Genomic DNA, 21,336 nt, shown 5'->3' on the forward strand with positions numbered 1-21,336 from the left:
TGCGCCGGCCGCCGGGATGGAACGGATCGAGTCGAACCCCATGGTCGTCTCCTGCGGGGGACTCCGGCGCTGGCCGAAGATCATCACGCTAGATGCACCCTCCGACATCGCGCCGCCGGGAGGCGTCGCCCGCGAGCGCGCGGCACTTCGGCACTTCGGCACTTCGGCACCCCGGCACCGGTTCTCCGAGAATCGCCCGTCGGCGGCCTCCTCAGAGGAATCCGCAAAAGCTTGCGAGCCGCGGATGCCGCGGTGCGAGACTTGGGCGATGCGCCGACGCCCGATCGACCGACCGCAGAGCCCGCTCCGAGGCATCCGCTCGCTCACCCGCTGGCTGCTCGCCGGCCTGCTCGTCTTCGCCGGACTCTCGCACCTGTTCTGGGCGCGCAAGGGCTACCGCATCGTCGTGCCCGACTGGGTCGAAGAGGTCACGCCGCTCGACAAGGACGCCGTGGTCGTCGCCTCGGGCGCGGTCGAGGTGCTGCTCGGCGCCGCCGTGGTCGGACTGCCCCGTGAGCGCCGTCGCGTGGGCGCCGTCATCGCGGCGTTCTTCGTCGCCGTGTTCCCGGGCAACGTGCACCAGTGGCGCACCGGGCGCCCGGCGCCGCTCATGCGCACCGACCGGGCACGGTTCATCCGCCTGTTCCTGCAGCCCGTGCTCGTGGCGTGGGCACTCTGGAGCACGGCGCCCGACGCACCGCGCCGGCACTGAGCCCTCACACCTTGCGCGGTCGCGCCAGGACCCCGCCGGCGAATCCGAGCACGGCGCCGATCCAGACGAGCGGCAGGCCGAGTCCGAGGCCGGGCACCGCGGCGACGACGGCGAGGAAGATCAGCCATCCGACGGTGATCAGTACGAGGAGCACCGCGCTCACCCGGGTGAGGCGCCCCGAGCTGCCGATCATGCCGAGCAGCATGAGCGCCGCGAACACGAAGACGAGCAGCCGCACCGCCGGTTCGGTCAGTGTGACGTCGCCGAGGAAGAGCTCCCCGCGCGTGAGCGCTCCGAGCAGCTCGATCGAGGGCAGGAACGGCTGGAATCCCGCGAACCACTTGGCGAACGCGCCGACGAGCACGAGCAGCCCCCCGACGATGACGAGCACGCGACCCGTCACGGGGCGGCGGTCGGCCGTGGCCTGCGTGAGCGCGGTCTGCGCCTCGATCGAGCGCACGCCGTCGGTGGCGATGACGCGCATGCGCCTGGTCGCCGACTCGTTCGGCGCCGGCCGTGGTGCATCGACGAGGAGCCGCGCGACCGAGACCTCGCCGGGCGGCACGATGAGCTGCGCCGGCGTGAACGCGAGCCGGGCCGTGCCGTCCTCGGACGCCCCCTCGAGGCTCACGCCGAGCGGCTCCGTGCCGCGGCGGTTGTCGACCGAGACGTCGAACGCGGCCCGCCCCTCGTTCACGATCAGCTGCGACGGCGGATCGATGCGCAGCGCCGCCGTGAGGATGGGTTCGGGCGGCGACGACAGCTCGACGGAGCCCATGGCCTCGACGTCCTGCACGCCGTCGGAGACGATGACCGAGAACGCGTGCTGCGCCGTCTCGCCGCGCTGCGGTGCCGGTGCGGCGAGGCGCCCGCGCACCCGCACGACCCCTCCGGGCTCGATCACGACCTGCTCGGAACTGAACGCGAAGCCGATCGCCTGACCCGGGTCCCGTGCCGCGAGCGAGACGGTGACCTCGCGGTGGCCGCCGCGGTGGTCGATGAGCACGTCGAAGTCGGCCGTGTTGCCGTGCTCGACCCGCAACGAGCTCGGCTCGATGCGCACCCGCACCGGCGGGTCGACCGGAACGGCCGAGGTGCGTTGCACGAGCGTCAGCGGCACCGCGGCCCGGCCCGCGTCGTTGCCGGCCTCGACGGTGATCTGACGGTTGAGCTCGCGCCCGGCCTCGGGTTCCGGCGCGCTGAAGTCGACGGCGAGCTCGACGACCTGACCTGCTGGAACGGTCACGACGTCGGGCGCGAATGCGAATCGCACGACGCCCTCGGCGTCGGCGGCCGTGAGGCGCACGGTCTGCGCGAAATTCGCCGCCCGGTTGTCGAGGCGCACGGTGAACTCGCCCGCCGCGTGGTCCTCGAGGCGGATGAGGCTCGGCCGCACCTCGAGCGTCGCGCTCGGCCCGAGGGGCGGCACGGTCAGCTGCATCGACACGTCGGTGGCGCGGTCGGGCTCGGCGAGCGAGGACACGCGGATCGTGAGCGCGACCCGCTGCGCGGGCACGAGCGTCTCGTCGCGCATGCCGAACTCGAGCGGCACCGCGAGCTCCTGCCCCGGCATGAGGTGGGCATCGCCGTGCGAGAACGCGAGCCATGGGGGCGGCGACACCGGCTCGATGCGGTAGCCGTCGACGATCGACGACGGATTCGTGAGCCGCAGCCCCACCGTCACGGGCATGCCGGGGCCGACCGTCGCCTCGGTCACGTCGAGCACGGCCTCCGGCGCCTCGAGGCGTGCGGCGGCCGCGGGGCGCGTGGACGTCGTCGATGTGGGGGCGGATGCCGCGGGGGCGGTGGATTCGGTCGGGACTCCGGATGCCTCGGGGGCAACGGATTCGGTCGGGACTCCGGATGCCTCGGGGCCGACAGGGTCGGAGGGCGTGGCCGGTGCCGAGGCCGGGTCGACGATCGTCGGAACGTGCCCCGTGAGCGGTTCGCCGTCGAGCGTTGCGGCGCCGGAGTCCCAGCCCAGGTACGCGTCGCAGGCGTGGCAGAACCGCGCGGAGGCCTCGTTGACGGCTCCGCAGACCTCGCAGACGCGTTCCGCCATCGACGCCCTCCCGCGCTCGCACCGGACGTTCCTCACCCTCAGGGCGACCGTAGCGCGGCGATGGCCGAGCGGCCAGCGAACTGCCCGAACGGGTACGCGGGCGTGCCCCGCAGCGGCCGGGGACGCACGTCGACCGCCCCCACGCCGCCTCCCGGCGGAGGTGTCGCCCACGAGATCGGTGGCTGCACGGCTGCACGGCTGCACGGCCACTCTGGCGGGAGCAGCCGTGTGAGCTGATCCGCCCGTCCCCCACCCCTCGGGGAGGCGCATCGGCGCCGTCTCGATGCCCGGCTCCGAAGGGGAGTTCCGCCTCGGAAGCGGTATCGAAGTACCGAGGTACCGAAGTAGAGAAGTACCGGCGATTCAGGACCACACCCTCCTGCCGGTCGAGGAGGCACGCACCCGCGCCCGCATCGAGACCAGCCCCCACCGGATACGCTCCATCACTCGACCGCCGGCGAACCCCGTGTCGCCGGGTCGCCGTAAGCTCGGGCAGACGACGGAAGGACGACCATGACCGACCCCGCAGCATCCGCCGAGCCGTTCGCATTCGACCCGGGCAACGAGGTGCACGCCCGTGCGCTCGACCGCCTCGCGAGCGAACGCATCGCCTGGCTCGGCACCACGAGTCGCAGCGGATACCCGCATGCGGTGCCGGTGTGGTTCCTGTGGCACGAGGGCGCCGTCGTGATCCTGAGCGAGCCGGGAGCGGTCAAGGTGGGCAATGCCAGGCGCGACGCGCGAGTGCTCGTGCACCTCGAGTCCGGGCGCGACGAAGAGCAGCTCACGGTGCTGCAGGGCACGGCCGAGGTGCTGGGCGACGCGGCGACCTCGTTGCTGCCCGAGATCGGTGGGGCCTACCTCGCCAAGTACGAGCACGACCTGCCGCCGCTGAAGCTCACGCTCGAGTCGATGGCGGCGAAGTACAGCACGATCGTCCGCGTGACGCCGGTCAAGCTCATCGCCTGGTGACGCAAGACGGCGACCCCCGGTGATCCGGGAGCCGCCGCCTGCCTGATTCGGGTCGTCAGGCTCTATGCCGCGAGACCTGCTGCGCAGTCCGCGTTGCCGGTGTAGACGAGCCACACGGCCTTGCCGTCGACGACGAAGCCGTCGCCCGGCAGCACGGCCGGCAGCACGTGGTCACCGGTGGGGGTGAAGACCACGCGGTGACGGGTCGTGCCCTCGTGTCCGGGTGCGTTCGCGACGCGGCTGGCGACCTTCCAGGTGCCGCCGGTCGAGGCGCCGTAGATCACGCCGTCGTTCTCGGCACCGCACTGGTCGACGGCGGTCGGGGCCGCGATCGTCGCGACCGGAACCGGCTTGTCGCACGGCGCCGCGGCCGTCACGTCGAAGCCCTTCGAGACCTTGAACGTGAAGCCGTCCTCAGCGAATACGGTCCAGCCCGCGGGAACGGTCGTGAACGCGTCGGCGCCCTCGTTCTTCACGGTCGCGATGACGTCGTAGTGACCCGGCGCGAGGTTCGACAGGTCGGTGATGGCCGCGCCATCGGACTTGCGCTTGACGAGCACCTTGACGCCGTCGGGGTTGGTGATGCCGAGGCTCGCGGGGGTGATGGTGCCGAGGCCGTATCCGGCCGGGGCGGTGCAGACCTGGTTCGCGAAGACGACGGTCGGGACCGCCCGGTCGCAGCGGTCGTCGTTCTGCGCTGCGGTCCACTGCTTGCGCGCGCCGTCGTTGAAGACGTAGCCCTCGGTGGCCGTCGCGACGACGCCGACCTTGCCGTTGAGCGTGGAGTGGTCGGTCACCTTGTAGGTGGCGCCGACGACCGCGGGCAGCACCCAGTGTCCGTTGTTCGCGGGGCCGCACTCGTCGACCCAGGTGGGAGCGGCGGGGGTGATGCACGCGGTGCTGACGCCCTCGAGCGTCTCGGTCGCGCCGTTCCAGGCGGTCGCGACGACCGACCAGGTGTTGCGCACGGCCTTGTCGGCGAAGGCGAACGTGTCGGCGAAGGACGCGCCGAAGCCCTCGGCCGCCACGACGGCGCCGTTCACCGTGACCGTCACGGAGTTCGGGGCCTCCTCGGCGGCGACGTACTCGGGGTTCGCGACCAGCACGGTCGGCGTGCCGACGGCGGGCTTCGCCGCGATGCCGGCGACCTCGACATGCTTGGACGTCTTGCCCGTCGCGGTCCAGATCTTCCAGTCGTAGAGCACCGTCGCGCCGCTGTTCTTGTGGGCGGTGCGGTACGTCCACTTCGTCGGGAACAGGCCGGCGAGGGTCTTGTACTCGTAGTCGGTGTGGCTGACCTCGACGACGGCTGCGACCGCCGGCACGTACGCCGGGTTCGCGACCTCGAGCTGCGGCTCGCCGACGGCGGGCTTGGTCTCGTACCCGGTGAGGTCGACGTTCAGCACCTGACAGGTGGCGGATGCCGCGGGCGCGGCCGGGTCGGCGGAGGCGGGCGCCGCGGCGGCGAGCACCGCGAGACCTCCGGCCAGCATCGCCGTGGCGGCGACGCTCGCGATGAGCTTCTTCAAGCTGGACTCCTTCGTTCGCCCCGGCGAACGGGGCAGGGCTGTGCCGTGGCGGCATGGCGAGCACCGTCGAGGCGGACGAGCGGGCACGACGGATCGCGGCTCGGGGGCATCCCGGGTGCAGCACCGGCATCGGGTCTCGCGTGCGACGACAGTGCCGAACGCGAGTGCCGGTATGTATTCGAAGCTATAGGCTCGGCCGGCCTCGGGAACACGGTTCCATGCCCCCAGTACGGGTGGATTCCGCCCGAAGCCGCACCGGTCGAGGTCGTGACGCGCAGGGCCGGTCACCGACCGGCGCACCCGCACCGCCCGTGACGGTTTCCGTTGCCTCCGCTGTCGGTGGCCGGGGCTAGATTCGCGGCATGACCGAGCCGCGACCCTTCCACCTGCACGTCACCGACGACGAGCTCGCCGAGCTTCGCGACCGTCTCTCGCGCACGCGTCTGCTCGACGACTCGCCCCGCAAGCCGCCGTCCGGCATGGACGCCGCCTACCTGCGCGAGCTCGTCGACTCCTGGATCGACTGGGACTGGCGGGCCCGCGAGGCCTGGCTCGACGCACATCCGCAGTTCATCGCCCAGGTCGGCGACGCCGACGTGCATTTCGCGCACCTGCGCTCGCAGCGGGCCGATGCTCCGGCGCTGCTCGTCATGCACGGCTGGCCGCACACCTTCGCGCTGCAGCTCGACTTCGCCGATCGGCTGCCCGACTTCCACGTCGTCGTGGCGAGCCTTCCGGGGTTCGCGTTCTCGTCGCCCTACGCCGACGGCCCCATGAGCGAGGCCCGCATCGTCGCGACGATGCACGCGCTCATGACCGACGTGCTCGGCTACGACCGCTACCTCACCTACGGCGAAGACGTCACGGCCAACGTCAGCGACCTCATCGCGGCGACCCATCCCGAGCACGTCGCCGGCATCATGGCGACGCACGCGCACTTCCCGAACGGCGCCGAACGGGCGGCGCTCACCGATCCCGACGAGCTGGAGTTCTTCGCCGGCATCGAGGCCTTCCACGGGCAGAACGGCGCCTACGGCCACGTGCAGGGCACCCGGCCCGACACGCTCGCGATCGCGCTCAACGACTCCCCCGCCGGGTTGCTCGCCTGGCTCGCCGAGAAACTCGTCGAGTGGAGCGACACCCCGCCGGGGCATCCGCAGGCCGTCGAACGACGCATCTCCCGCGAACGCATCCTCACCGAGGCGATGATCTACTGGGTCACCCGGTCGATCGGCACGTCGTTCCGGCCATATCACGAGGGCGCCGACCAGCCCGACCCGATCCCGCCGACATCGGTGCCCGCGGTCGTGTACATCCAGCGGCATGAGGCCACGTACCCCGAGTCGCTCGCGCGCCGGCACTACCTCGACCTACGCGAGTTCGGCCGGCTCGACGAGGGCGGGCATTTCGCGGCCGCCGAGGTGCCCGACGTCCTCGCCGAGCGCATGCGGGCGTTCGCGAGGTCGCTCGGGCTGCTGGCCGAGACCGATGCGGCACCGGCCGAACGCGACGAGCCGGTTACCGCCTCAGGGCGGTAACCGGCTCGGATGGTGCGCGCTCTGCGGTGACGCGCGTCAGGCTGACGCGCCTCACGGCGGGGAGCGTCAGGCTGCGGTCGCGCGCACGGCCTTCGCGAGGTTGGCGACGAGCTCGTCGCGGGTCTGCGGCACGACGTAGGCCGGCTGGTCGCGCTCGACGCGCCAGCTCTCGGCGAGCGGGCCGATGTTCACGGTGTCGAAGCCGAACGCGTCGTAGAGTTCGGCGACGAAGCGGGCGGCATCCTCGTGGTCGCTCGAGGTCGCGAGCGCACGGCGGCCGGGAGTGCCGGCGGGCGTGCCCTTGGTGGTGATGTCCGCGGCGGTGATGTGGTTGAAGCCCTTGGCCACGCGGCTCGTCGGCAGGTGCTGCTGCAGCATGCCGCTGACGGTGTCGCGGCCCTCGTCGAGCGCGGGCACGTGGCCGTCGCGCTCCCAGTAGTAGTTGTTCGTGTCGATCACGATCTTGCCGGCGAGCGGCTCGACGGGCACGGCGCCGAAGGCCTTGAACGGCACGGTCACGACCGCGACATCCGCCGCCTTCGCCGCATCCTCCGCCGTCGCGGCGGTCGCGTTGGGCCCGAGCTCGTCGACGATCTCTGCAAGGGTCTCGGGGCCGCGCGAGTTGGCGATGACCACCTCGTACCCGTTCGCGACGGCCGCGCGCGCGACCTGGCTGCCGATGTGTCCTGCTCCGATGATTCCGATCGTTGTCATGCTCAGGTTCAACGGATGCCGCGCCCCCGACATTCCCGATTCGCGTTGCAATGTACAACATCAGTCGGATGTCGCGTAGGGTGGCGCGGTGACGCACGACCCGCACCGCCCCTCGATCGTTCTCCGCCCGTGTCGCCCCGACGACGCCGACTACGTCGTCGGCCTGAAGGAACGCACGATGCGCGCCGACCTCGAGCGTCTCGGCAGGTGGCATCCGCAGCGCTCGCGCGACCGGGTGCGCCTGCTCACCCGCTTCCGTTCTGCGCCCGCTGTCAAGCCCCTGCCCTCGTGCGGCATCGACGACGACAGTGGACATGCGCGCACGGCGCAGCGACGAACGGAGCGATGATGACGGATCCACTGAACCCATTCACCCCCGACCCCGATGCCACGGATCTCGAGGGCGAGTACACCGACACCGACTTCGGCGCCGACGGCGACCTCGGCGGCGACGCCGATCTCACCCCCGGCACGGACGACGGCGAGTACACCGATGCCGACCTCGCCGGCAGGGCGGCCCGACCCGGAGCGGACACCGGCCTCGGCACCGACCTCGAGGGCGAGTACACCGAGACCGATTTCAGCGGCGGGTCGGGCGCCGCCGACGACGAGTGACGCGCTCCCGTCTGCTGCGATGAACAGCACGAGGGCGGATGCCGCGTGGCATCCGCCCTCGTTTCCGCTTCGCCCCTCACCGTCGGACTGCCTGGCGGCGCGACGCGCCCGTCAGTGCGCCGCGCGGGCGCCGTGATGACGATGCTGCGCGCGACGGGCGCCGACGAGATGCATCCGCTCGGCGAAGCGGTGCAACCCGCCGCTCGCGACGACCCCGCTGCGTTCGCGCCCGTCGGCGAGCTCGGCGTCCTCCGCGCTCTCGGCCTCGAACGCGAGTCGGTCGGCCGCGGCCAGGCGGTGCTCGTTGACGCGGGCGGCCTGCAGTTCGTCGTGGCTCTGCATGCTCTGCGCGAGGTATCCGTATGCGAGGCTCATGATCTCGTTCCTTCGATGCTTTCAGGGGCCGGTCCGGCCGCCTGAGAACAGATTCCTCGCTGAGGTACCCGGGCGAGATCGGGCAGGTGCCCTATCTTCCGAGCATTCCGGGCGGATGCCGCGACCGGCCTACCTCAGACGCCGGCGGGGTACCTCAGATGCAGCGCTGCCGGGGCGCGACGTTGCGGCGCTGCCGCAGCATCCGCTGCTCAGAAGAGGCGGGTCTGCGCGACGATCGGGGCGCCCTCGAGTTCGAGCAGGAACCGCTTGCGCTCGAGGCCGCCGGCGTAGCCCGTGAGGGATCCGTCGGCGCCGACGACGCGGTGGCACGGCACGAGGATGCTCAGCGGATTGCGCCCGACCGCGTTGCCGACCCGGCGGGCGAGGTTGCGGTCGCCGAGCCGTTCGGCGAGCTCACCGTACGTGACGGTGGTGCCGAAGCGGATGCCGCGGAGCATCGTCCAGACCGCGTGCTGGAACTCGTCACCGCTGGGCGCGAGCGGCAGGTCGAACTCGGTGCGCGCGCCGGCGAGGTACTCGGCGAGTTCGGTGCCGAACCGCGTGACGAGCGGGTCCGACGCCGCCTCGACCTCGACGCCGATCGCGTCGGCCGCCAACGGATGCCAATGCCCCGGGAACGTGATGCCCGCGAGCGCGTCACCGCCGCGCTCGCCACTGCCCTGCGCGCCGCTGCCCTGCGCGTCGCTGCCCTGCGCGTCGCTCTCGACGACGACGAGCAGGTCGCCGAGGTCGGTCGGCAGGGTCGCATGGCGGCGGGTCATGCTTCCATGATGCGCGCTGGCGGGTCCCTGCCGGCTCGATCTGGTGGCGGAAATCGGACGTAGAGGCGACGGCGCCCCGGGGTGTCCGTTCGAAACGCCCGGTACTTCGGCACTTTCGCACCGCGTCAGCAGATCGGTTCGCCCGACCATTCGAGCATATTCTCGATCCGCAGGTGCCGCGGATCCTCGCCGGTGGAGACCAATGACAGCGCCCACTCCTGCTCGCCGGCCCACTTCACGCCGCCCTGTTCCGACGTCAGCACTTGACAGACGGCGACGAAAACGCGCGCGCCATCGGCGTTCTCCAGCCGCCGGACGATGAATGCCTCGGTCACCTTCGCCGGGTCGTCGATCTGGCCCACCGCGGCAAGTGCCAGTGTGAGCGTCGCGCGGACACTGTCTTCCATCGCGGGTGTCAGCACGCCGCTCAGGTCCCCGCTGGTCGGATCTCGGCTGACCGCGATCGCATGACCCTGATCGATGAAGGCCTCGTACGTCGCGAGCGAGGCCGCGAGCGCATCCTCGTCGTCGGCGAAGATGCCGTCGGTGAGCTCGATGTACGGGGACGCGCCACCCTGCGTGATGGTCAGCCCGTGGTTCGGATCGTCGTCGTCGACGGCATCGCTCGGCGACACGGCCGGCGAGGGCGCGGGGGTCGGGAAGCACCCGGTGAAGAGGAAGGCGATAAGTAGGGCCGCCGCGCTTGCACGCAGGCGCCGGCCGTTGGGCGGGAATACGGAAGGCATGTCGCGAAGGTACGCATGCCGAGCTCGCCGTTTCGCTGGGGCGGCTCCGGGGCGAGTGACTCCGTCGCGGAACGCCCCTGTGGAGGACGAGTGACGCCCGCGTTCCGCGCTTGTGGATAGCCGGCACCAGGCTGGGGCGGGCCAGCTTATGGTGGTGGGCATGCCCAGACCCCGCTCGCGATCGCTCGTGCTCGCTGCTGCCGTCGCGGCGCTCGCGATCGCCCTGAGCGGATGCAGCGCTGACGCGAAACCCTCCCCGTCGCCCAGCCCGTCCTCGGGCCAGGCCGCACCGATCTTCGCCTCCGACGAGGAGGCGCTGGCTGCCGCTGTTGCGGCGTATGAGGCGTACCTCGATGTTGCGCAGCAAATCGGGGAGGACGGCGGTGCCGAGCCAGAGCGGATCCGCACGGCCGTTACCGAAGAGTATGCCGAACGGGAGATCCCGAACTACGAGAGTCTCGCTGAGCACGAGTATCGTATCGTCGGGCGCGGAAGCCTCGACGCACCATCGCTCGTTGAGTGGACCAACACCGCGGTTCATATCTACGGATGCGTCGGTGTCGGCACTAGTCGCGTTGTCGACAGCCACGGAACCGACGTAACGCCGGCAGACCGGAGTCCAACGGTTCCTCTCGAACTCACCTTCCGATGGAGTAGTGACCACCTCTTACTCGCTAGTAGCGACGTATGGCCAGGCGACGACTTCTGCTAGCGGCTGGCATCGTTGCTGTGCTGGCGACGATGCTGGTTGCTATCCCAACCCAAGCGAACGCATGCACCATTTCTGAGATCATCGCTGGCGGTTGTGAATCGAACTCTGGCGGCGCGATCCATGAGTCCGGTGTTGACATATGGGCAACCGAAGAGCAAGCGACTCCCGGTTCGAACCCGATCGCCTCGGAGAGCGGTGATTCTTCGTCGACCAGCGATCACTCGGACGATGAAGCGCCGGCGCCCGACCCGATCGTGTGGAACGAGATCTGCCAAGACGGGCACATCGAGTGCGTCGACATCCCCGCCCCGACGGCGCCGCCCGAGACGCCCGCGCCGGGTGAGGCACCGGTCGTCGTCACGCTGCGCGACGTCGCCTCCTTCACCCCCGCCGCACCCGGCAACGGCATGCAACCCGGCGGATGGGCGATCACCGGGCTTCCGGCGAACTTCGTGGCCGAGGCATCCGCTCAAGTCGTGACCGGAACCCTGCTCGGACAACCCGCTGACGTCCGCTTCACACCCGTCGCCTACCGGTGGCAGCACTCCGACGGCAGCACCGTCGAGACGCGCACCCCCGGCGCGACCTGGGCCGCGCTCGGGCAGAAGGAGTTCACGCCGACCGACACGAGCCACGTCTACGCCCGACCCGGCGACTACTCGGTGACCCTCGAGATCGCTCTGGCCGCCGAGTACCGCTTCGCCGGATCCGCCTGGCAGGACATCGACGGCACCCTCACCCTCACCGGCGAGCCGCGAAACATCCGCGTCGGCCAGATGGACACCGTCCTCACCCGCGGCGACTGCAACACCGCACCGAACGACCCCGGCTGCTGACGACGACATGGCAGTTCCGCTTCACGCTGAGGCGGAACTGCGACGTCGAGATCTCCTGAGCGCCGACGCGACCGACGCCACGCCTCACCGCAGCGCCTGCGCCCCGATCACCGACAGCAGCTGCAGCTTCTCGGCGCTCTCGCTGCCGGGCACGGCCGTATAGACGAGCAGCGAATGCGACTGCGAAGGGTCGAGCAGCGTCTGGCAGGTGAGCTCGAGCACGCCGAGCTCGGGGTGCACGAAATGTTTGACCTCACGGGGTCGCAGGCCGACCTCGTGCAGACTCCAGACGGAACGGAACTCCTCGCTCTGCGAGAGCAGCAGGTCGACGAGCGTCCCTGCCCGCGAACCCGGCCCGCGCAGCGTCGCCACCTCGCGCAGACCCGACACCCATAGTCGGGTGAGGAACGGGCGGTCCTCGGGCGCATAGAGTTCGCGCGAGGCGGGGTCGGTGAACCAGCGGTAGCCGATGCTGCGGGCGGGCCCTCGGTACGAGGTGAGGTCGCCCGTGAGCGCGACGCCGAGCGGCGTCTGCCGCAGGCTCTCTCCGAGCTCGGTGACGATCTCGGCGGGCGTGTCCTGCAGTCGGTCGAAGATGCGCAGCAGACCGGGGTTGATGTGCTCGCCCGCCGATCCGCGGGCGGGTGGCGTGTGACCGGCGAGCCGGAAGAGGTGGTCGCGCTCGTCGAGCGAGAGGTGCAGGCCCTGCGCGATCGACGCGATCATCTGCTCCGACGGCTGCGGGCCGCGCTCGCGTTCGAGGCGCGAGTAGTAGTCGGTCGACATGTGGCTGAGCGCGGCGACCTCTTCGCGCCGGAGCCCGCTCGTGCGACGCCGCTGCCCGCGCGGCAGGCCCACGTCTTCGGGCTGCAGCGACTCGCGGCGATGGCGCAGGAACTCCGCGAGTCCGGCCCGATCGATCTCCATGCGTCCCCCTCGTGGCTGCACTCCCCTTTCTATCGCCTGCCCGCCCGCGCAGCCACGGCCCGCCGATCCCACGATCGGGTCGCGGCTCCGGGCAACGCCGTCGGGCCGCATCATCGGCCCCGCGGCATCCGGCCCCCAGCCTCGGCTCGCGTATCAGGGGATCGACGGGCCCTGAATACCTCGGAGACGATCCGCGACGCTTGAGGCACGACACGACCAGACCACAGGAGCCGACCATGCCACGCAGGAACATCGACATCACCGTGCCCGACCTCTCGGGCAGCCGCGCCGTCGTCACGGGGGCGAGCGACGGCATGGGCCTCGGCATCGCCGCACGTCTGGCCGCGGCCGGCGCCGAGGTCATCATGCCCGTGCGCAACCGCGCCAAGGGCGAGCGCGCGATCGCCACGATCAAGCAGACGACCGAGCGAGCGGATGTCTCGCTTCGCGACCTCGATCTCTCATCGCTCGCGTCCGTGGCGGCCCTCGGTGAAACCCTCCTGGCCGAGGACCGACCGATCCACCTCCTGATCAACAACGCCGGCGTGATGACCCCGCCCGAGCGCCAGACGACCGCCGACGGCTTCGAGCTGCAGTTCGGCTCGAACCACCTCGGCCACTTCGCCCTCGTCGGCCACCTGCTGCCGCTGCTCAAGGCGGGGCGGGCCCGCGTCACCTCGCAGATCAGCATCGCCGCGAACCAGGGCGCCATCAACTGGGACGACCTGAACTGGGAACGCTCGTACGACGGCATGAAGGCCTACAGCCAATCGAAGATCGCGTTCGGCCTGTTCGGCCTCGAGCTCGACCGGCGCAGCCGAGCGAACGGATGGGGCATCACGAGCAACCTCTCGCACCCGGGCGTCGCCCCGACGAACCTGCTGGCCGCCCGCCCCGAGGTCGGCCGCGGCGAGGAGACGTCGGCCCGCAAGGTCATCAGCGCGCTCTCGGCCCGCGGCATCCTGCTCGGCACCGTCGAGTCCGCCGGCCTGCCCGCCCTCATGGCCGCGACCGACCCCGCCGCGAGGTCGGGCGCGCTCTACGGGCCGCGCGGGCTCGGCCACCTCGGCGGCGCGCCCGCCGAGCAGAAGCTGTACTCCCGTCTGCGCAGCCCTGACGACGCCCGGCGCATCTGGGAGCTCTCGGAACAGCTGACCCGCACCCCGATCCCGGCTGCCTGAGCCGAGCCCGACGACGCCGCAGCGGTCGACGTCAGCCCGCGAGCTCCTCGCGCAGGAACGCGATCACCGTCGACGCCACGCCCGCCGAATCGTGCGCGACGCCGGGCACCACGTCGAGCCGCACCTGCTCGACAGCCTCGGAGAGCGAGGCCGCGAGCGAGCGAGCGCGGTCGACGCGTCCGGCGCCGGCCCGCGCCTCGAGCGGGTCGGCGGCCACGGCGGCCAGCAGTTCGCGGGCATCGTCGTCGGCGCCGACGACGACCTGTGCGACGACCCGACGCAGCGCCTCGCGGTCGACGGGAGCGTCGAACACGTCGGCGACGTCGCCGATGCCGTGCGGCCAGGGCTCGTCGTCGACGAGCGTCACGCGGCCGGGCGCGCCGATCGACACGGCCCGCACGCGGTCGGGGTGCAGCAGCGTGAACCGCAGCGAGAACTGTCCGCCGCCCGAGAACCCGGCGAGCAGCACGCGCGACGTGTCGAGGCTCCAGCGCTCGGCGGCCTCGTCGACCATGTCGAGCAGCACCCGGTCGTAGCGGATGCCGCCGGATGAGATCGCCTTGTACGCATCGAGGTCGTTCGAGTCGGCGATGCCGCCAGGGAACAGCGGCGCCAACACGGCCATGCCGGTGCCTTCGGCGAGCTCGCGGAACGTGTCGCGCGTGCGCTCCACCGAGCGACCCGTGCCGTGGACGGCGACGAGCAGGGGCAGCGGATGCGGCAGCTCGCGGTACCTCGTCGGTACGTACAGCGAGTACGAGAACCGCGGGTCCGAGCCGAGGGCGAAGAACGGCGTCGCGCCGAGCAGGAACTGCAGGGCGGGGTGCCCGTCTGGCACTGCATCGGCCGAGATGCGGCGGCTCATGCGGCCTCCACCTCCGCATCGGCATCGGCATCGGCATCGGCATCGGCATCCGCATCGGCATCAGCGTCCGCACCGGCGTCCGGGACGTCGATGTCGAGCAGCAGCGCATGCTGCTGGCCGCCGTAGCAGTCCACGTCGGCGGCCGAGCCCTGGATGGCCGGACGCGGCATCGACACCTTGACGGCGAGCGCGGCCGGGTGGGCGAAGACGCGCACGGTCGCGGCATCCGCCCCGTAGAGGCGCGAGAACAGGGTCGGCGTGAGCACGGCGCTGTCGACGACGCGGTGGTAGGTCGCGGCATCCGCCAGCATGATGTCGAAGGTCAGCGTGAACGGTCCGGCGTTCTTCGAGCGGATCAGCGAGCACAGGTCGACGAGGGCGGTCATGCGCCGGCTCCTTCCAGGGCGGGCGAGCCCGAGGTCGCGGCGACGCCGGTGAGCGCGGGCAAGACAGGCAGGGCGGATGCCGCGACCACCTCGGTCTCCGTGCGGAACAGTTCGAGCGGGTCGTCGACCACGACCACGCTGTTCAGCATGAACTCGTAGACGGCGCCGCGGTCCATCTCGGGCGGCGAGAACGGATACGCCACGGTCGAGACGAGCCCGTCGTACTCGGGGATCGGCAGGTGCGAGAGCACATGCGCGGCGGTCGCGCCCACGGCGTGCGCGATCTCCTGCGTCGCGGCGGTGACGGTGAGCAGCACGCCGAGCTCGCGCACGGGCTGCCCGCGCAACGGCTCTGCCTCGCCGAGCACGCCGTCGTCGCCGTAGAGCGTGAAGCGGATGTCGACGTCGGCCGGGTCGACGGCGCCGCCGAAGAGGTCGCCGATGCGTCGGTCGAAGTACTGCTGCGCCATCGGCAGCAGCTGCCGCAGCCGCGAGATCACGATGCGGTCGCGCACCCCGCCCACCGCGATGGTCTGGTACCCGCGCAGCCGCGCGCCCTCGAGCTTGTTCGTGTACGCCTCGGCGGGCACGAACCGCGAGCCGCGCACGCGCACGACCGTGGCGGAGACCTGCTCGTACGAGGCGTCCGTGGTGTCGAGCGTGCCGGCCGGCTCGACGACGAGGAACGGGTCGGCGTTCTCGTACAGCGTGTGCGCCGCGACCGACTGCGCCGTCAGGCGCGATCCGGGCTGCAGCGTCTCGACGTCGAAGTGGTCGTCGCGCAGCGTGACGAGCAGGCCGTCGGCCGAGGGCGGCACGGCGCAGGCCGCCCCGCACTCGACCGTCTTCGCGGCGTGCCAGGTGAGTCCGGGGTCGGCGCCCTGCAGGTGCGGCAGCGCGGCGAACAGCGCGGTGTCGCTCGCGCGCCCCGCGAGCACGACGTCGGCTCCCCCGCGCAGCGCCGCCTCGATCGGCTCGGTGCCCATCATCGCGACGACGTGGCTGTCGGCGAAGGTCGTCGGCCCGATGGGCACGACGGGCTCGAGGTCGCGAACACGACCGGCGGATGCCGCGAGCTCGAGTCTGCGCGTCGGCTGGTCGGAGTAGATCCGGGCCAGGTCGAACGAGAGCCCCTCCTCCTCGGCGATCTCGCGCGCGAGGGCGGCGACGCGGTCGACGCCGACGTCGCGTCCGCTCGTGCCGCAGGAACCGATGACGAGCGGCACGTCGAGGCGTGCACGGGCGAGCAGCAACAGGCGCAGGTCGCGTCGCACCGCGGCATCCGACAGTTTCGGAACGCCCGAGCCGAGGGCCGCCGGCCCGCTGTCGGTCGACCCCGCGTCGCAGGCGATGACGTGCGGCTCGCGGGCGAGGCCCGCCTCGAGCGACTCGACGGTGAAGCCGCCGCCGAGCACTCCGGTCGGAGCGAGAATCCGGATCTCCACGCTCAGTCCTCCTTTCGGGCGCCGTGCGCGCCGTGGGTTTCGTCGTTCGTCGGGGCCGAGGTTGCGGCATCCGCTCGCGCTGCGGCATCCGCTCGCCCTGCAGCTTCCGCCGCGTCGGCTGCGTCGGCTGCGTCGGCTGCGTCGGCTGCGGCATCCTCGCGGTCGAGGTCGTCGAACTGCCGCGGGTTGATCTCGCGCTTCACGCCGAGCAGCAGCAGGAAGGCGATCGCGACGAGCACCGTGGCGTGCAGGAACAGATAACGCCAGTCGGTCGCGTCGACGAGCAGGCCGATGACGGCCGGCCCGAGCGAGGCGCCGAGCGCGCCGGCCACGGCGTAGAGGCCGGTGTACGTGCCGACGACCGAGGCGCTCGGGGCGAGGTTCCACATGATGACGACGCCGTTGATCGAGAACGCGGCGTAGCCGATCGACGCGATGACCACGCCGGTGATGGTCACGGGCACCGTGGGCACGGCGAACGCGACGAGGCATCCGATCGCGAAGACCACGAGGCCGATGCCGGTGACCTTGCGGCGCCCGATGCGGTCGCTCCAGAGCGCGATGGGCAGCGCGACCACGATGAACGCGAGGCCCGCCGGCAGGGTGAGCGAGCCCGCCTGGCCGCGCGTGAGGTCGAGCACGTTCATGGCGTACGGAGTGAGCTGGGAACGCATGGCCGCCCACGTTCCCGCCGTGGCGAAGATCGTGAGCAGCATCATCACGCGGCTGCGGTCGCGCACGAGGTCGGCGATGACGGCGCGGAAGGTCCAGCGGGTCTGCGGGGCGCTCAGCGGTGCGGATGCCTCGGGCGTCGACGTTGCCGAGACCGGCGTCGTCGTGGTCGCCGGCGTCGCGGCAGCCGGCGTCGCGGCATCCGTCGTCGCGGCATCCGTCGTCGCGGCGCCGGATGCCGCGACTCCCTTCGGCCTCGGGGCATCGGTCGAGGTCGCGGCATCCGGAACCGCCGCTGCCCGCGATTCGGCGAGCGCGCGCTGGTAGCCCGGCGAGCGGGTCTCGCGGATCGTGAGCGCGACGATGATCGCCGCCGAGACCATGAGCACCGCCGGAATGGCGAAGGCGAGCTCGATGCTGCGGTCGACGACGAGCAGGCTGATGAGCGAGGAGACGATGATCGTCAGGCTCGTGGCGACCTTGGTGATCGCGTTCGCGGTGCTGCGCTTGCCGGCGGGCTGGAAGTCGGGCGTCAGTGCGTCGATGGCCGACTTGAACCCGTTCGCGGTGATGCTGAACAGGAAGATGCACACGATCAGCGCGCCGAACGAGTTCGTGAACGGGATGAGCACGAAGAAGATCGCGGAGACCGGCGCACCGATCGCGAAGTACGGCACGCGGCGGCCCCAGCGGCTGCGCGTGCGGTCGGAGAGGTAGCCGATCAGCGGCTGCAGCACGATGCCGAAGACGTTGTCGAGTCCCATCAGCAGGCCGATGAGGGCCGCGCTCGTCGTGTACTGCGCGATGCTCGCGGGCACCTGCGCGTCGTAGAAGTTCCAGACGGACTCCTGCGCGAACACGGCGAGCGAGACGAGCATGGCGGCCCGAAGGTTGAGGCTTCCGCGCGACCGGACGGCGGCGGTGCGCGGTGCGGGGCCGCGTGCGGGGCGCGGTGCGGGGCGGCCGGGGCGGGGTGCGCGGGTCGCCCGGGTCGCGCCGGTTCCGCTGCCCCGGTCGGCACTGTCGGAGCCGGCTTCGGCCGAGCTCATGGTGGTCCTGCTCATCAGACTCCCTTGTCTGTTGCTATTTGCTATAGCAAGCAGCATACGTCGTTCGCGGCGTTCGTCAAGTGCCGGGCGCCGAATGCGCCGGGCCGCAACAGCGAGCGAGCTGTCGGCCGGCCCCGAGTGCCGACTGCGGGCCACGCCCCTCGACCGCTCAGATGACGCGACGGATGTCTCGGTGTGCACGTTCGGCGTGACGACGACTGACCTCGGCGGCGGCGTCCTCATCGCCGCGCGCGATGGCGTCGAGCAGTTCGCGGTGGTCGCCGTAGCGTTCCTGGATGCCGATCGCGGACTCGCGCGTGAGGGCCTGCGTCGCCTGGGCGCGCTCGCTCACGCTGAACGCCCGCGACTGCTCGAGCACCCGCGCGAGCACCGCGTTGGCGGCGATCACCTCGACCTCCTCGTGGAAGCGCCGGATGCTGCCGAACGCCCGCCGCATCAGCCGCTCGTCGAGTTCGGCGTGGGCGTCGAGCTGCGCGCGCAACGGTTCGCTCGCGGCATCCGCGTCGTCGAGCAGAGCGGTCAGCCGCTCGACGTCGGCCGGCGTCGCCTTGCGCGCGGCGTACCGGGCGGCGAGCACCTGGAGCGTCACCTCGATCTCGTCGATCTCCTCCATCGAATCGTCGGTGAACTCGGCGACCCGCAGGCTGCGCGGTCCGACGCGTTCGATCTGGCGATCCTGCACGAGCCGGGCGAGCGCCTCGCGCACCGGGGTCGGACTCACGCCGAGCATCTCGGCCAGCCCCCGCTCGGTGACCTTGGCCCCACGGGCGAGCTCTCCGCTGGTGATGGCGGCCTGGATCGACGCGTACGCCTGATCGCTCAGCGTCGTCGAGGAGAGGTTGGAGAGTGCCGGCCGCGCCATGAAGGCGAGTCTAGGCGGGACCCCGGGTGACACGTCGGGTCGCGGCACCGCGACGGGCACTCCGGCACCGTCGGCACTCGGGGTGTTCGCCCCGAAGGTCCGGCACTTCGGCACTTCGGTACCGAAGTTCCGAACGGATGCCACCCCGACGACCGACCTCGACGACCACCCCGACCCGTCGAGGCCCGACGGCCCGGCTCAGATCCAGCCCTGCTCCCACGCGCGCTCCGCGGCCTCGTGCCGCGAGGTCGCGTCGAGCTTCGTCATGGCCGACGAGAGGTAGTTGCGCACGGTGCCCTGCGCGAGGTGCAGGCGGTCGGCGATCTGCTGCACGCTCATCGTCGAGCGACTGAAGCGCAGCGCGTCGAGCTCGCGGTCGGTGAGCGGGCAGCGCTCGGCGGTCAGCGCGGTCGCGGCGATCTCGGGGTCGATGTAGCGACGGCCCGCGGCGACGTCGCGGATCACATGCGCCAGCTCCTCGGCCGGCGTCGACTTCGGCACGAACCCCGACACCTTCGACGCGAGCGCGCGCCGCAGCACGCCGGGGCGTGCATGCCGGGTCACGATCACGACGCGCGTCGGCACCTGGGCGAGGATGCGCCCTGCCGCCTCGATGCCGTCGGCCTCGGGCATCTCGAGGTCGAGCAGGCACACGTCGGGTCGCGTCGCGATCGCCTGCTCCACCGCGGCCACCCCGTTGTCGGCGCTCGCCACGACCTCGATGTCGGGCTCGAGGTTCAGCAGCGCGACGAGGGCACCGCGAATGAGGTGCTCGTCATCGGCGATCAGCAGGCGGATGCCGCGGGGCGCGCCCTGCTCGCCGGCGACGCCGGCCGCCCCTGCCGCGCCGGCCGCGCCGGCCGCGCTCACGCGTCCACCCGCTCGCCCACGGGCACGGATGCCCGCAGCTCGAAGCGCCCGGCCGCGGCATCCGTCACCGTCTCGAGCTCGCCGCCGACCGCCGCGAGCCGCTCGCGCAGCCCGGTGAGCCCGGAGCCGGGCAGTCCGGAGCCGGCAAGCCCCGAACCCCGCGCCGCCGAAGCGCCGACCTCGCGAGCCGCGGTCGAGCTCGCGGCATCCGTCACCCCGTCGTTCACGACGCTGAGCGAGGCGACCCCGCCGGCCGTCGCGAGCGAGATGGTCACGGTCGTCGCCTCGCTGTGCCGCAGGATGTTCGTCGTGGCCTCACGCACGACCGAGGCGAGCGCGCTCTGCGCGGCGACATCCGCCGGCAGGGTTCCGAGCCGCAGGTCGCAGGTGGCGCCCGACGCGGTGAGCACCTCGCGGGCGTTCTCGAGCTCGTCGTCGAACGCGACATGCCGGTACCCGGCGACGAGCGAGCGCGTCTCTTCGAGGGCCTGCTTCGCGATGAGGCGGGTCTCGTGGATGTGCTCGCGCGCGGCCGCCGGGTCGACCTCGAGCAGGCGCTCGGCGAGCTCGGCCTTCAGCGAGATGACCTGCAGGTGGTGGCCCTGGATGTCGTGCAGGTCGGAGGCGAACCGCAGCCGCTCCTGCGTCACGGCGAGCTCGGCGGCGGTGCGGCGGTTGCGGTCGAGGCGCACGACGACCTCCCACCACCACAGGCTCGAGAGCAGCATGAGCGGCAGCATCGCCGAGAAGAGGCCGATCATCCATGGATTCGACGTGCCGGATGCGGCGAGCGCCTCGCCCGTGATCGTCGCCGCGAGCATGGGGTGCGCGACGAACGTGACGATGCCGACGAGCAGCACGAGCCGCCCCGGCTGTTTCGGCAGCAGGCAGGCGATGATGCAGGCCGCGGCCCAGAGCGGCACGGCGGCCGCGAGCTCGTTGACCGGGCTGAACAGGCCGAGCACCCAGACGGATGCCGCGGGCACGACGAGTGCGGCCGTCCAGCCTGCGTGCGGCAGTCCGCCGCCGCGCCCCACGCTCAGGAACCAGCAGTACCGCAGTTGCGTCGCCGAGGCGATGATCACGAGCACGACGAGCACGGCGGTCAGGGCGTCGTCAGTCTGCAGGTAGGTGCCGAGCATCGTGAGCGTGACGAAGACGTCGAGCACCCCGATGAAGAACACGATCGATCCCAGCGTGTACAGCCACGTGGTGTGCACGCTGCGCGCGGGCGCGCTCCTGGCGTGTTCGGCCCGGGCTGGGTCGGCCCGGGCCGGTTCGGCCCCGGCTGGTTCGGCTGGCATGCGTCCGAGCCTAGGCCAGTGACATTTGTCACGTCGGGGCGTGCGGAATCCCACGCGAACGCCTGACATCGCGGCACTGCCGCGGATCGCCGGGCTCGCGGAGGCTTGAAGCATCACCGGCCGCTCCAACCCGGAGCGGCCCCATCCGCTTCCGACGAAAG

Annotated in this window: 22 protein-coding genes; 8 read left to right on the plus strand and 14 right to left on the minus strand. The window is 71.6% G+C overall.

What is annotated here, in order from left to right:
• Positions 1–268 precede the first annotated feature (268 nt).
• Positions 269–712, plus strand: coding sequence for a DoxX family protein (locus tag AC3IPY_RS16430; RefSeq protein ID WP_489185330.1), 444 nt, complete (start codon positions 269–271; stop codon positions 710–712).
• Positions 713–716: 4 nt separating this feature from the next.
• On the opposite strand, the gene AC3IPY_RS16435 is transcribed toward AC3IPY_RS16430, so the two are convergent.
• Positions 717–2,774, minus strand: coding sequence for a COG1470 family protein (locus AC3IPY_RS16435; RefSeq protein WP_489185331.1), 2,058 nt, complete (start codon positions 2,772–2,774; stop codon positions 717–719).
• A 513-nt stretch (positions 2,775–3,287) separates the two neighbouring features.
• On the opposite strand from AC3IPY_RS16435, the gene AC3IPY_RS16440 reads away from it, so the two are divergent.
• A complete protein-coding gene (locus tag AC3IPY_RS16440; RefSeq protein ID WP_489185333.1) occupies positions 3,288–3,746 on the plus strand; it encodes a pyridoxamine 5'-phosphate oxidase family protein in 459 nt (152 codons plus the stop codon).
• A gap of 62 nt (positions 3,747–3,808) precedes the next feature.
• Here the strand turns inward: AC3IPY_RS16440 and AC3IPY_RS16445 are convergent, their stop codons facing one another.
• Positions 3,809–5,275 carry a hypothetical protein gene (locus AC3IPY_RS16445; protein ID WP_489185334.1) on the minus strand — a complete coding sequence of 489 codons (1,467 nt, stop codon included), beginning with the start codon at positions 5,273–5,275 and terminating at the stop codon, positions 3,809–3,811.
• A gap of 362 nt (positions 5,276–5,637) precedes the next feature.
• Here AC3IPY_RS16445 and AC3IPY_RS16450 point away from each other — a divergent pair, with 362 nt between their 5' ends.
• Positions 5,638–6,813 carry an epoxide hydrolase family protein gene (locus AC3IPY_RS16450; protein WP_489185335.1) on the plus strand — a complete coding sequence of 392 codons (1,176 nt, stop codon included), beginning with the start codon at positions 5,638–5,640 and terminating at the stop codon, positions 6,811–6,813.
• A 66-nt stretch (positions 6,814–6,879) separates the two neighbouring features.
• On the opposite strand, the gene AC3IPY_RS16455 is transcribed toward AC3IPY_RS16450, so the two are convergent.
• Complete coding sequence (locus AC3IPY_RS16455; protein WP_489185336.1) at positions 6,880–7,527, minus strand: NADPH-dependent F420 reductase; 648 nt, start codon at positions 7,525–7,527, stop codon at positions 6,880–6,882.
• Between the two features lie 88 nt (positions 7,528–7,615).
• On the opposite strand from AC3IPY_RS16455, the gene AC3IPY_RS16460 reads away from it, so the two are divergent.
• On the plus strand, positions 7,616–7,876 hold the full coding sequence (locus AC3IPY_RS16460) for a hypothetical protein (protein WP_489185337.1): 261 nt from the start codon (positions 7,616–7,618) through the stop codon (positions 7,874–7,876).
• A complete protein-coding gene (locus AC3IPY_RS16465) occupies positions 7,876–8,142 on the plus strand; it encodes a hypothetical protein (RefSeq protein ID WP_489185338.1) in 267 nt (88 codons plus the stop codon). The genes AC3IPY_RS16460 and AC3IPY_RS16465 overlap by 1 nt, the downstream gene beginning before the upstream one ends.
• 111 nt (positions 8,143–8,253) lie before the next feature.
• On the opposite strand, the gene AC3IPY_RS16470 is transcribed toward AC3IPY_RS16465, so the two are convergent.
• From AC3IPY_RS16470 to AC3IPY_RS16480, 3 genes are all read right to left on the minus strand, one after another.
• Positions 8,254–8,517 (minus strand): hypothetical protein, encoded by a 264-nt coding sequence (locus tag AC3IPY_RS16470; protein WP_489185339.1) that lies wholly within the window; start codon positions 8,515–8,517, stop codon positions 8,254–8,256.
• Between the two features lie 209 nt (positions 8,518–8,726).
• Entirely contained in the window at positions 8,727–9,299 is a 573-nt protein-coding gene (locus AC3IPY_RS16475; protein WP_489185340.1) for a methylated-DNA--[protein]-cysteine S-methyltransferase, read from the minus strand.
• Positions 9,300–9,424: 125 nt separating this feature from the next.
• On the minus strand, positions 9,425–10,045 hold the full coding sequence (locus AC3IPY_RS16480; RefSeq protein ID WP_489185341.1) for a hypothetical protein: 621 nt from the start codon (positions 10,043–10,045) through the stop codon (positions 9,425–9,427).
• A 160-nt stretch (positions 10,046–10,205) separates the two neighbouring features.
• On the opposite strand from AC3IPY_RS16480, the gene AC3IPY_RS16485 reads away from it, so the two are divergent.
• Positions 10,206–10,757, plus strand: coding sequence for a hypothetical protein (locus AC3IPY_RS16485; protein ID WP_489185342.1), 552 nt, complete (start codon positions 10,206–10,208; stop codon positions 10,755–10,757).
• Positions 10,758–11,011: 254 nt separating this feature from the next.
• Positions 11,012–11,593 carry a PKD domain-containing protein gene (locus AC3IPY_RS16490; RefSeq protein WP_489185343.1) on the plus strand — a complete coding sequence of 194 codons (582 nt, stop codon included), beginning with the start codon at positions 11,012–11,014 and terminating at the stop codon, positions 11,591–11,593.
• A gap of 84 nt (positions 11,594–11,677) precedes the next feature.
• Here AC3IPY_RS16490 and AC3IPY_RS16495 read toward each other — a convergent pair whose 3' ends face one another.
• Positions 11,678–12,520, minus strand: a complete 843-nt coding sequence (locus AC3IPY_RS16495; protein ID WP_489185344.1) for a helix-turn-helix transcriptional regulator — start codon at positions 12,518–12,520, stop codon at positions 11,678–11,680.
• 236 nt (positions 12,521–12,756) lie between these two features.
• Between AC3IPY_RS16495 and AC3IPY_RS16500 the strand changes: the two genes are divergently transcribed.
• The gene (locus tag AC3IPY_RS16500; protein ID WP_489185345.1) at positions 12,757–13,701 is read left to right on the plus strand and encodes an SDR family oxidoreductase; all 945 of its coding nucleotides are present in this window, start codon (positions 12,757–12,759) and stop codon (positions 13,699–13,701) included.
• A gap of 31 nt (positions 13,702–13,732) precedes the next feature.
• Here AC3IPY_RS16500 and AC3IPY_RS16505 read toward each other — a convergent pair whose 3' ends face one another.
• The 7 genes from AC3IPY_RS16505 to AC3IPY_RS16535 all read right to left on the minus strand — a co-directional run bounded on the left by AC3IPY_RS16505 (position 13,733) and on the right by AC3IPY_RS16535 (position 21,175).
• Positions 13,733–14,566 carry an alpha/beta hydrolase family protein gene (locus AC3IPY_RS16505; RefSeq protein ID WP_489185346.1) on the minus strand — a complete coding sequence of 278 codons (834 nt, stop codon included), beginning with the start codon at positions 14,564–14,566 and terminating at the stop codon, positions 13,733–13,735.
• Complete coding sequence (locus tag AC3IPY_RS16510; protein WP_489185347.1) at positions 14,563–14,952, minus strand: DUF4387 domain-containing protein; 390 nt, start codon at positions 14,950–14,952, stop codon at positions 14,563–14,565. Before AC3IPY_RS16510 ends, AC3IPY_RS16505 begins: the two co-directional genes overlap by 4 nt.
• On the minus strand, positions 14,949–16,397 hold the full coding sequence (locus tag AC3IPY_RS16515; RefSeq protein ID WP_489185348.1) for an acyclic terpene utilization AtuA family protein: 1,449 nt from the start codon (positions 16,395–16,397) through the stop codon (positions 14,949–14,951). Before AC3IPY_RS16515 ends, AC3IPY_RS16510 begins: the two co-directional genes overlap by 4 nt.
• A 2-nt stretch (positions 16,398–16,399) precedes the next feature.
• On the minus strand, positions 16,400–18,133 hold the full coding sequence (locus AC3IPY_RS16520) for an MFS transporter (RefSeq protein ID WP_489185350.1): 1,734 nt from the start codon (positions 18,131–18,133) through the stop codon (positions 16,400–16,402).
• A 154-nt stretch (positions 18,134–18,287) separates the two neighbouring features.
• A complete protein-coding gene (locus AC3IPY_RS16525) occupies positions 18,288–19,001 on the minus strand; it encodes a GntR family transcriptional regulator (protein ID WP_489185351.1) in 714 nt (237 codons plus the stop codon).
• A gap of 198 nt (positions 19,002–19,199) precedes the next feature.
• Positions 19,200–19,799: a response regulator transcription factor gene (locus tag AC3IPY_RS16530; RefSeq protein ID WP_489188353.1), complete on the minus strand. Its 600-nt coding sequence runs from the start codon at positions 19,797–19,799 to the stop codon at positions 19,200–19,202.
• A gap of 68 nt (positions 19,800–19,867) precedes the next feature.
• Complete coding sequence (locus tag AC3IPY_RS16535) at positions 19,868–21,175, minus strand: sensor histidine kinase (protein ID WP_489185352.1); 1,308 nt, start codon at positions 21,173–21,175, stop codon at positions 19,868–19,870.
• Between the last annotated feature and the right edge of the window lie 161 nt (positions 21,176–21,336).

The organism is Agromyces sp. GL_144, from assembly GCF_057834305.1.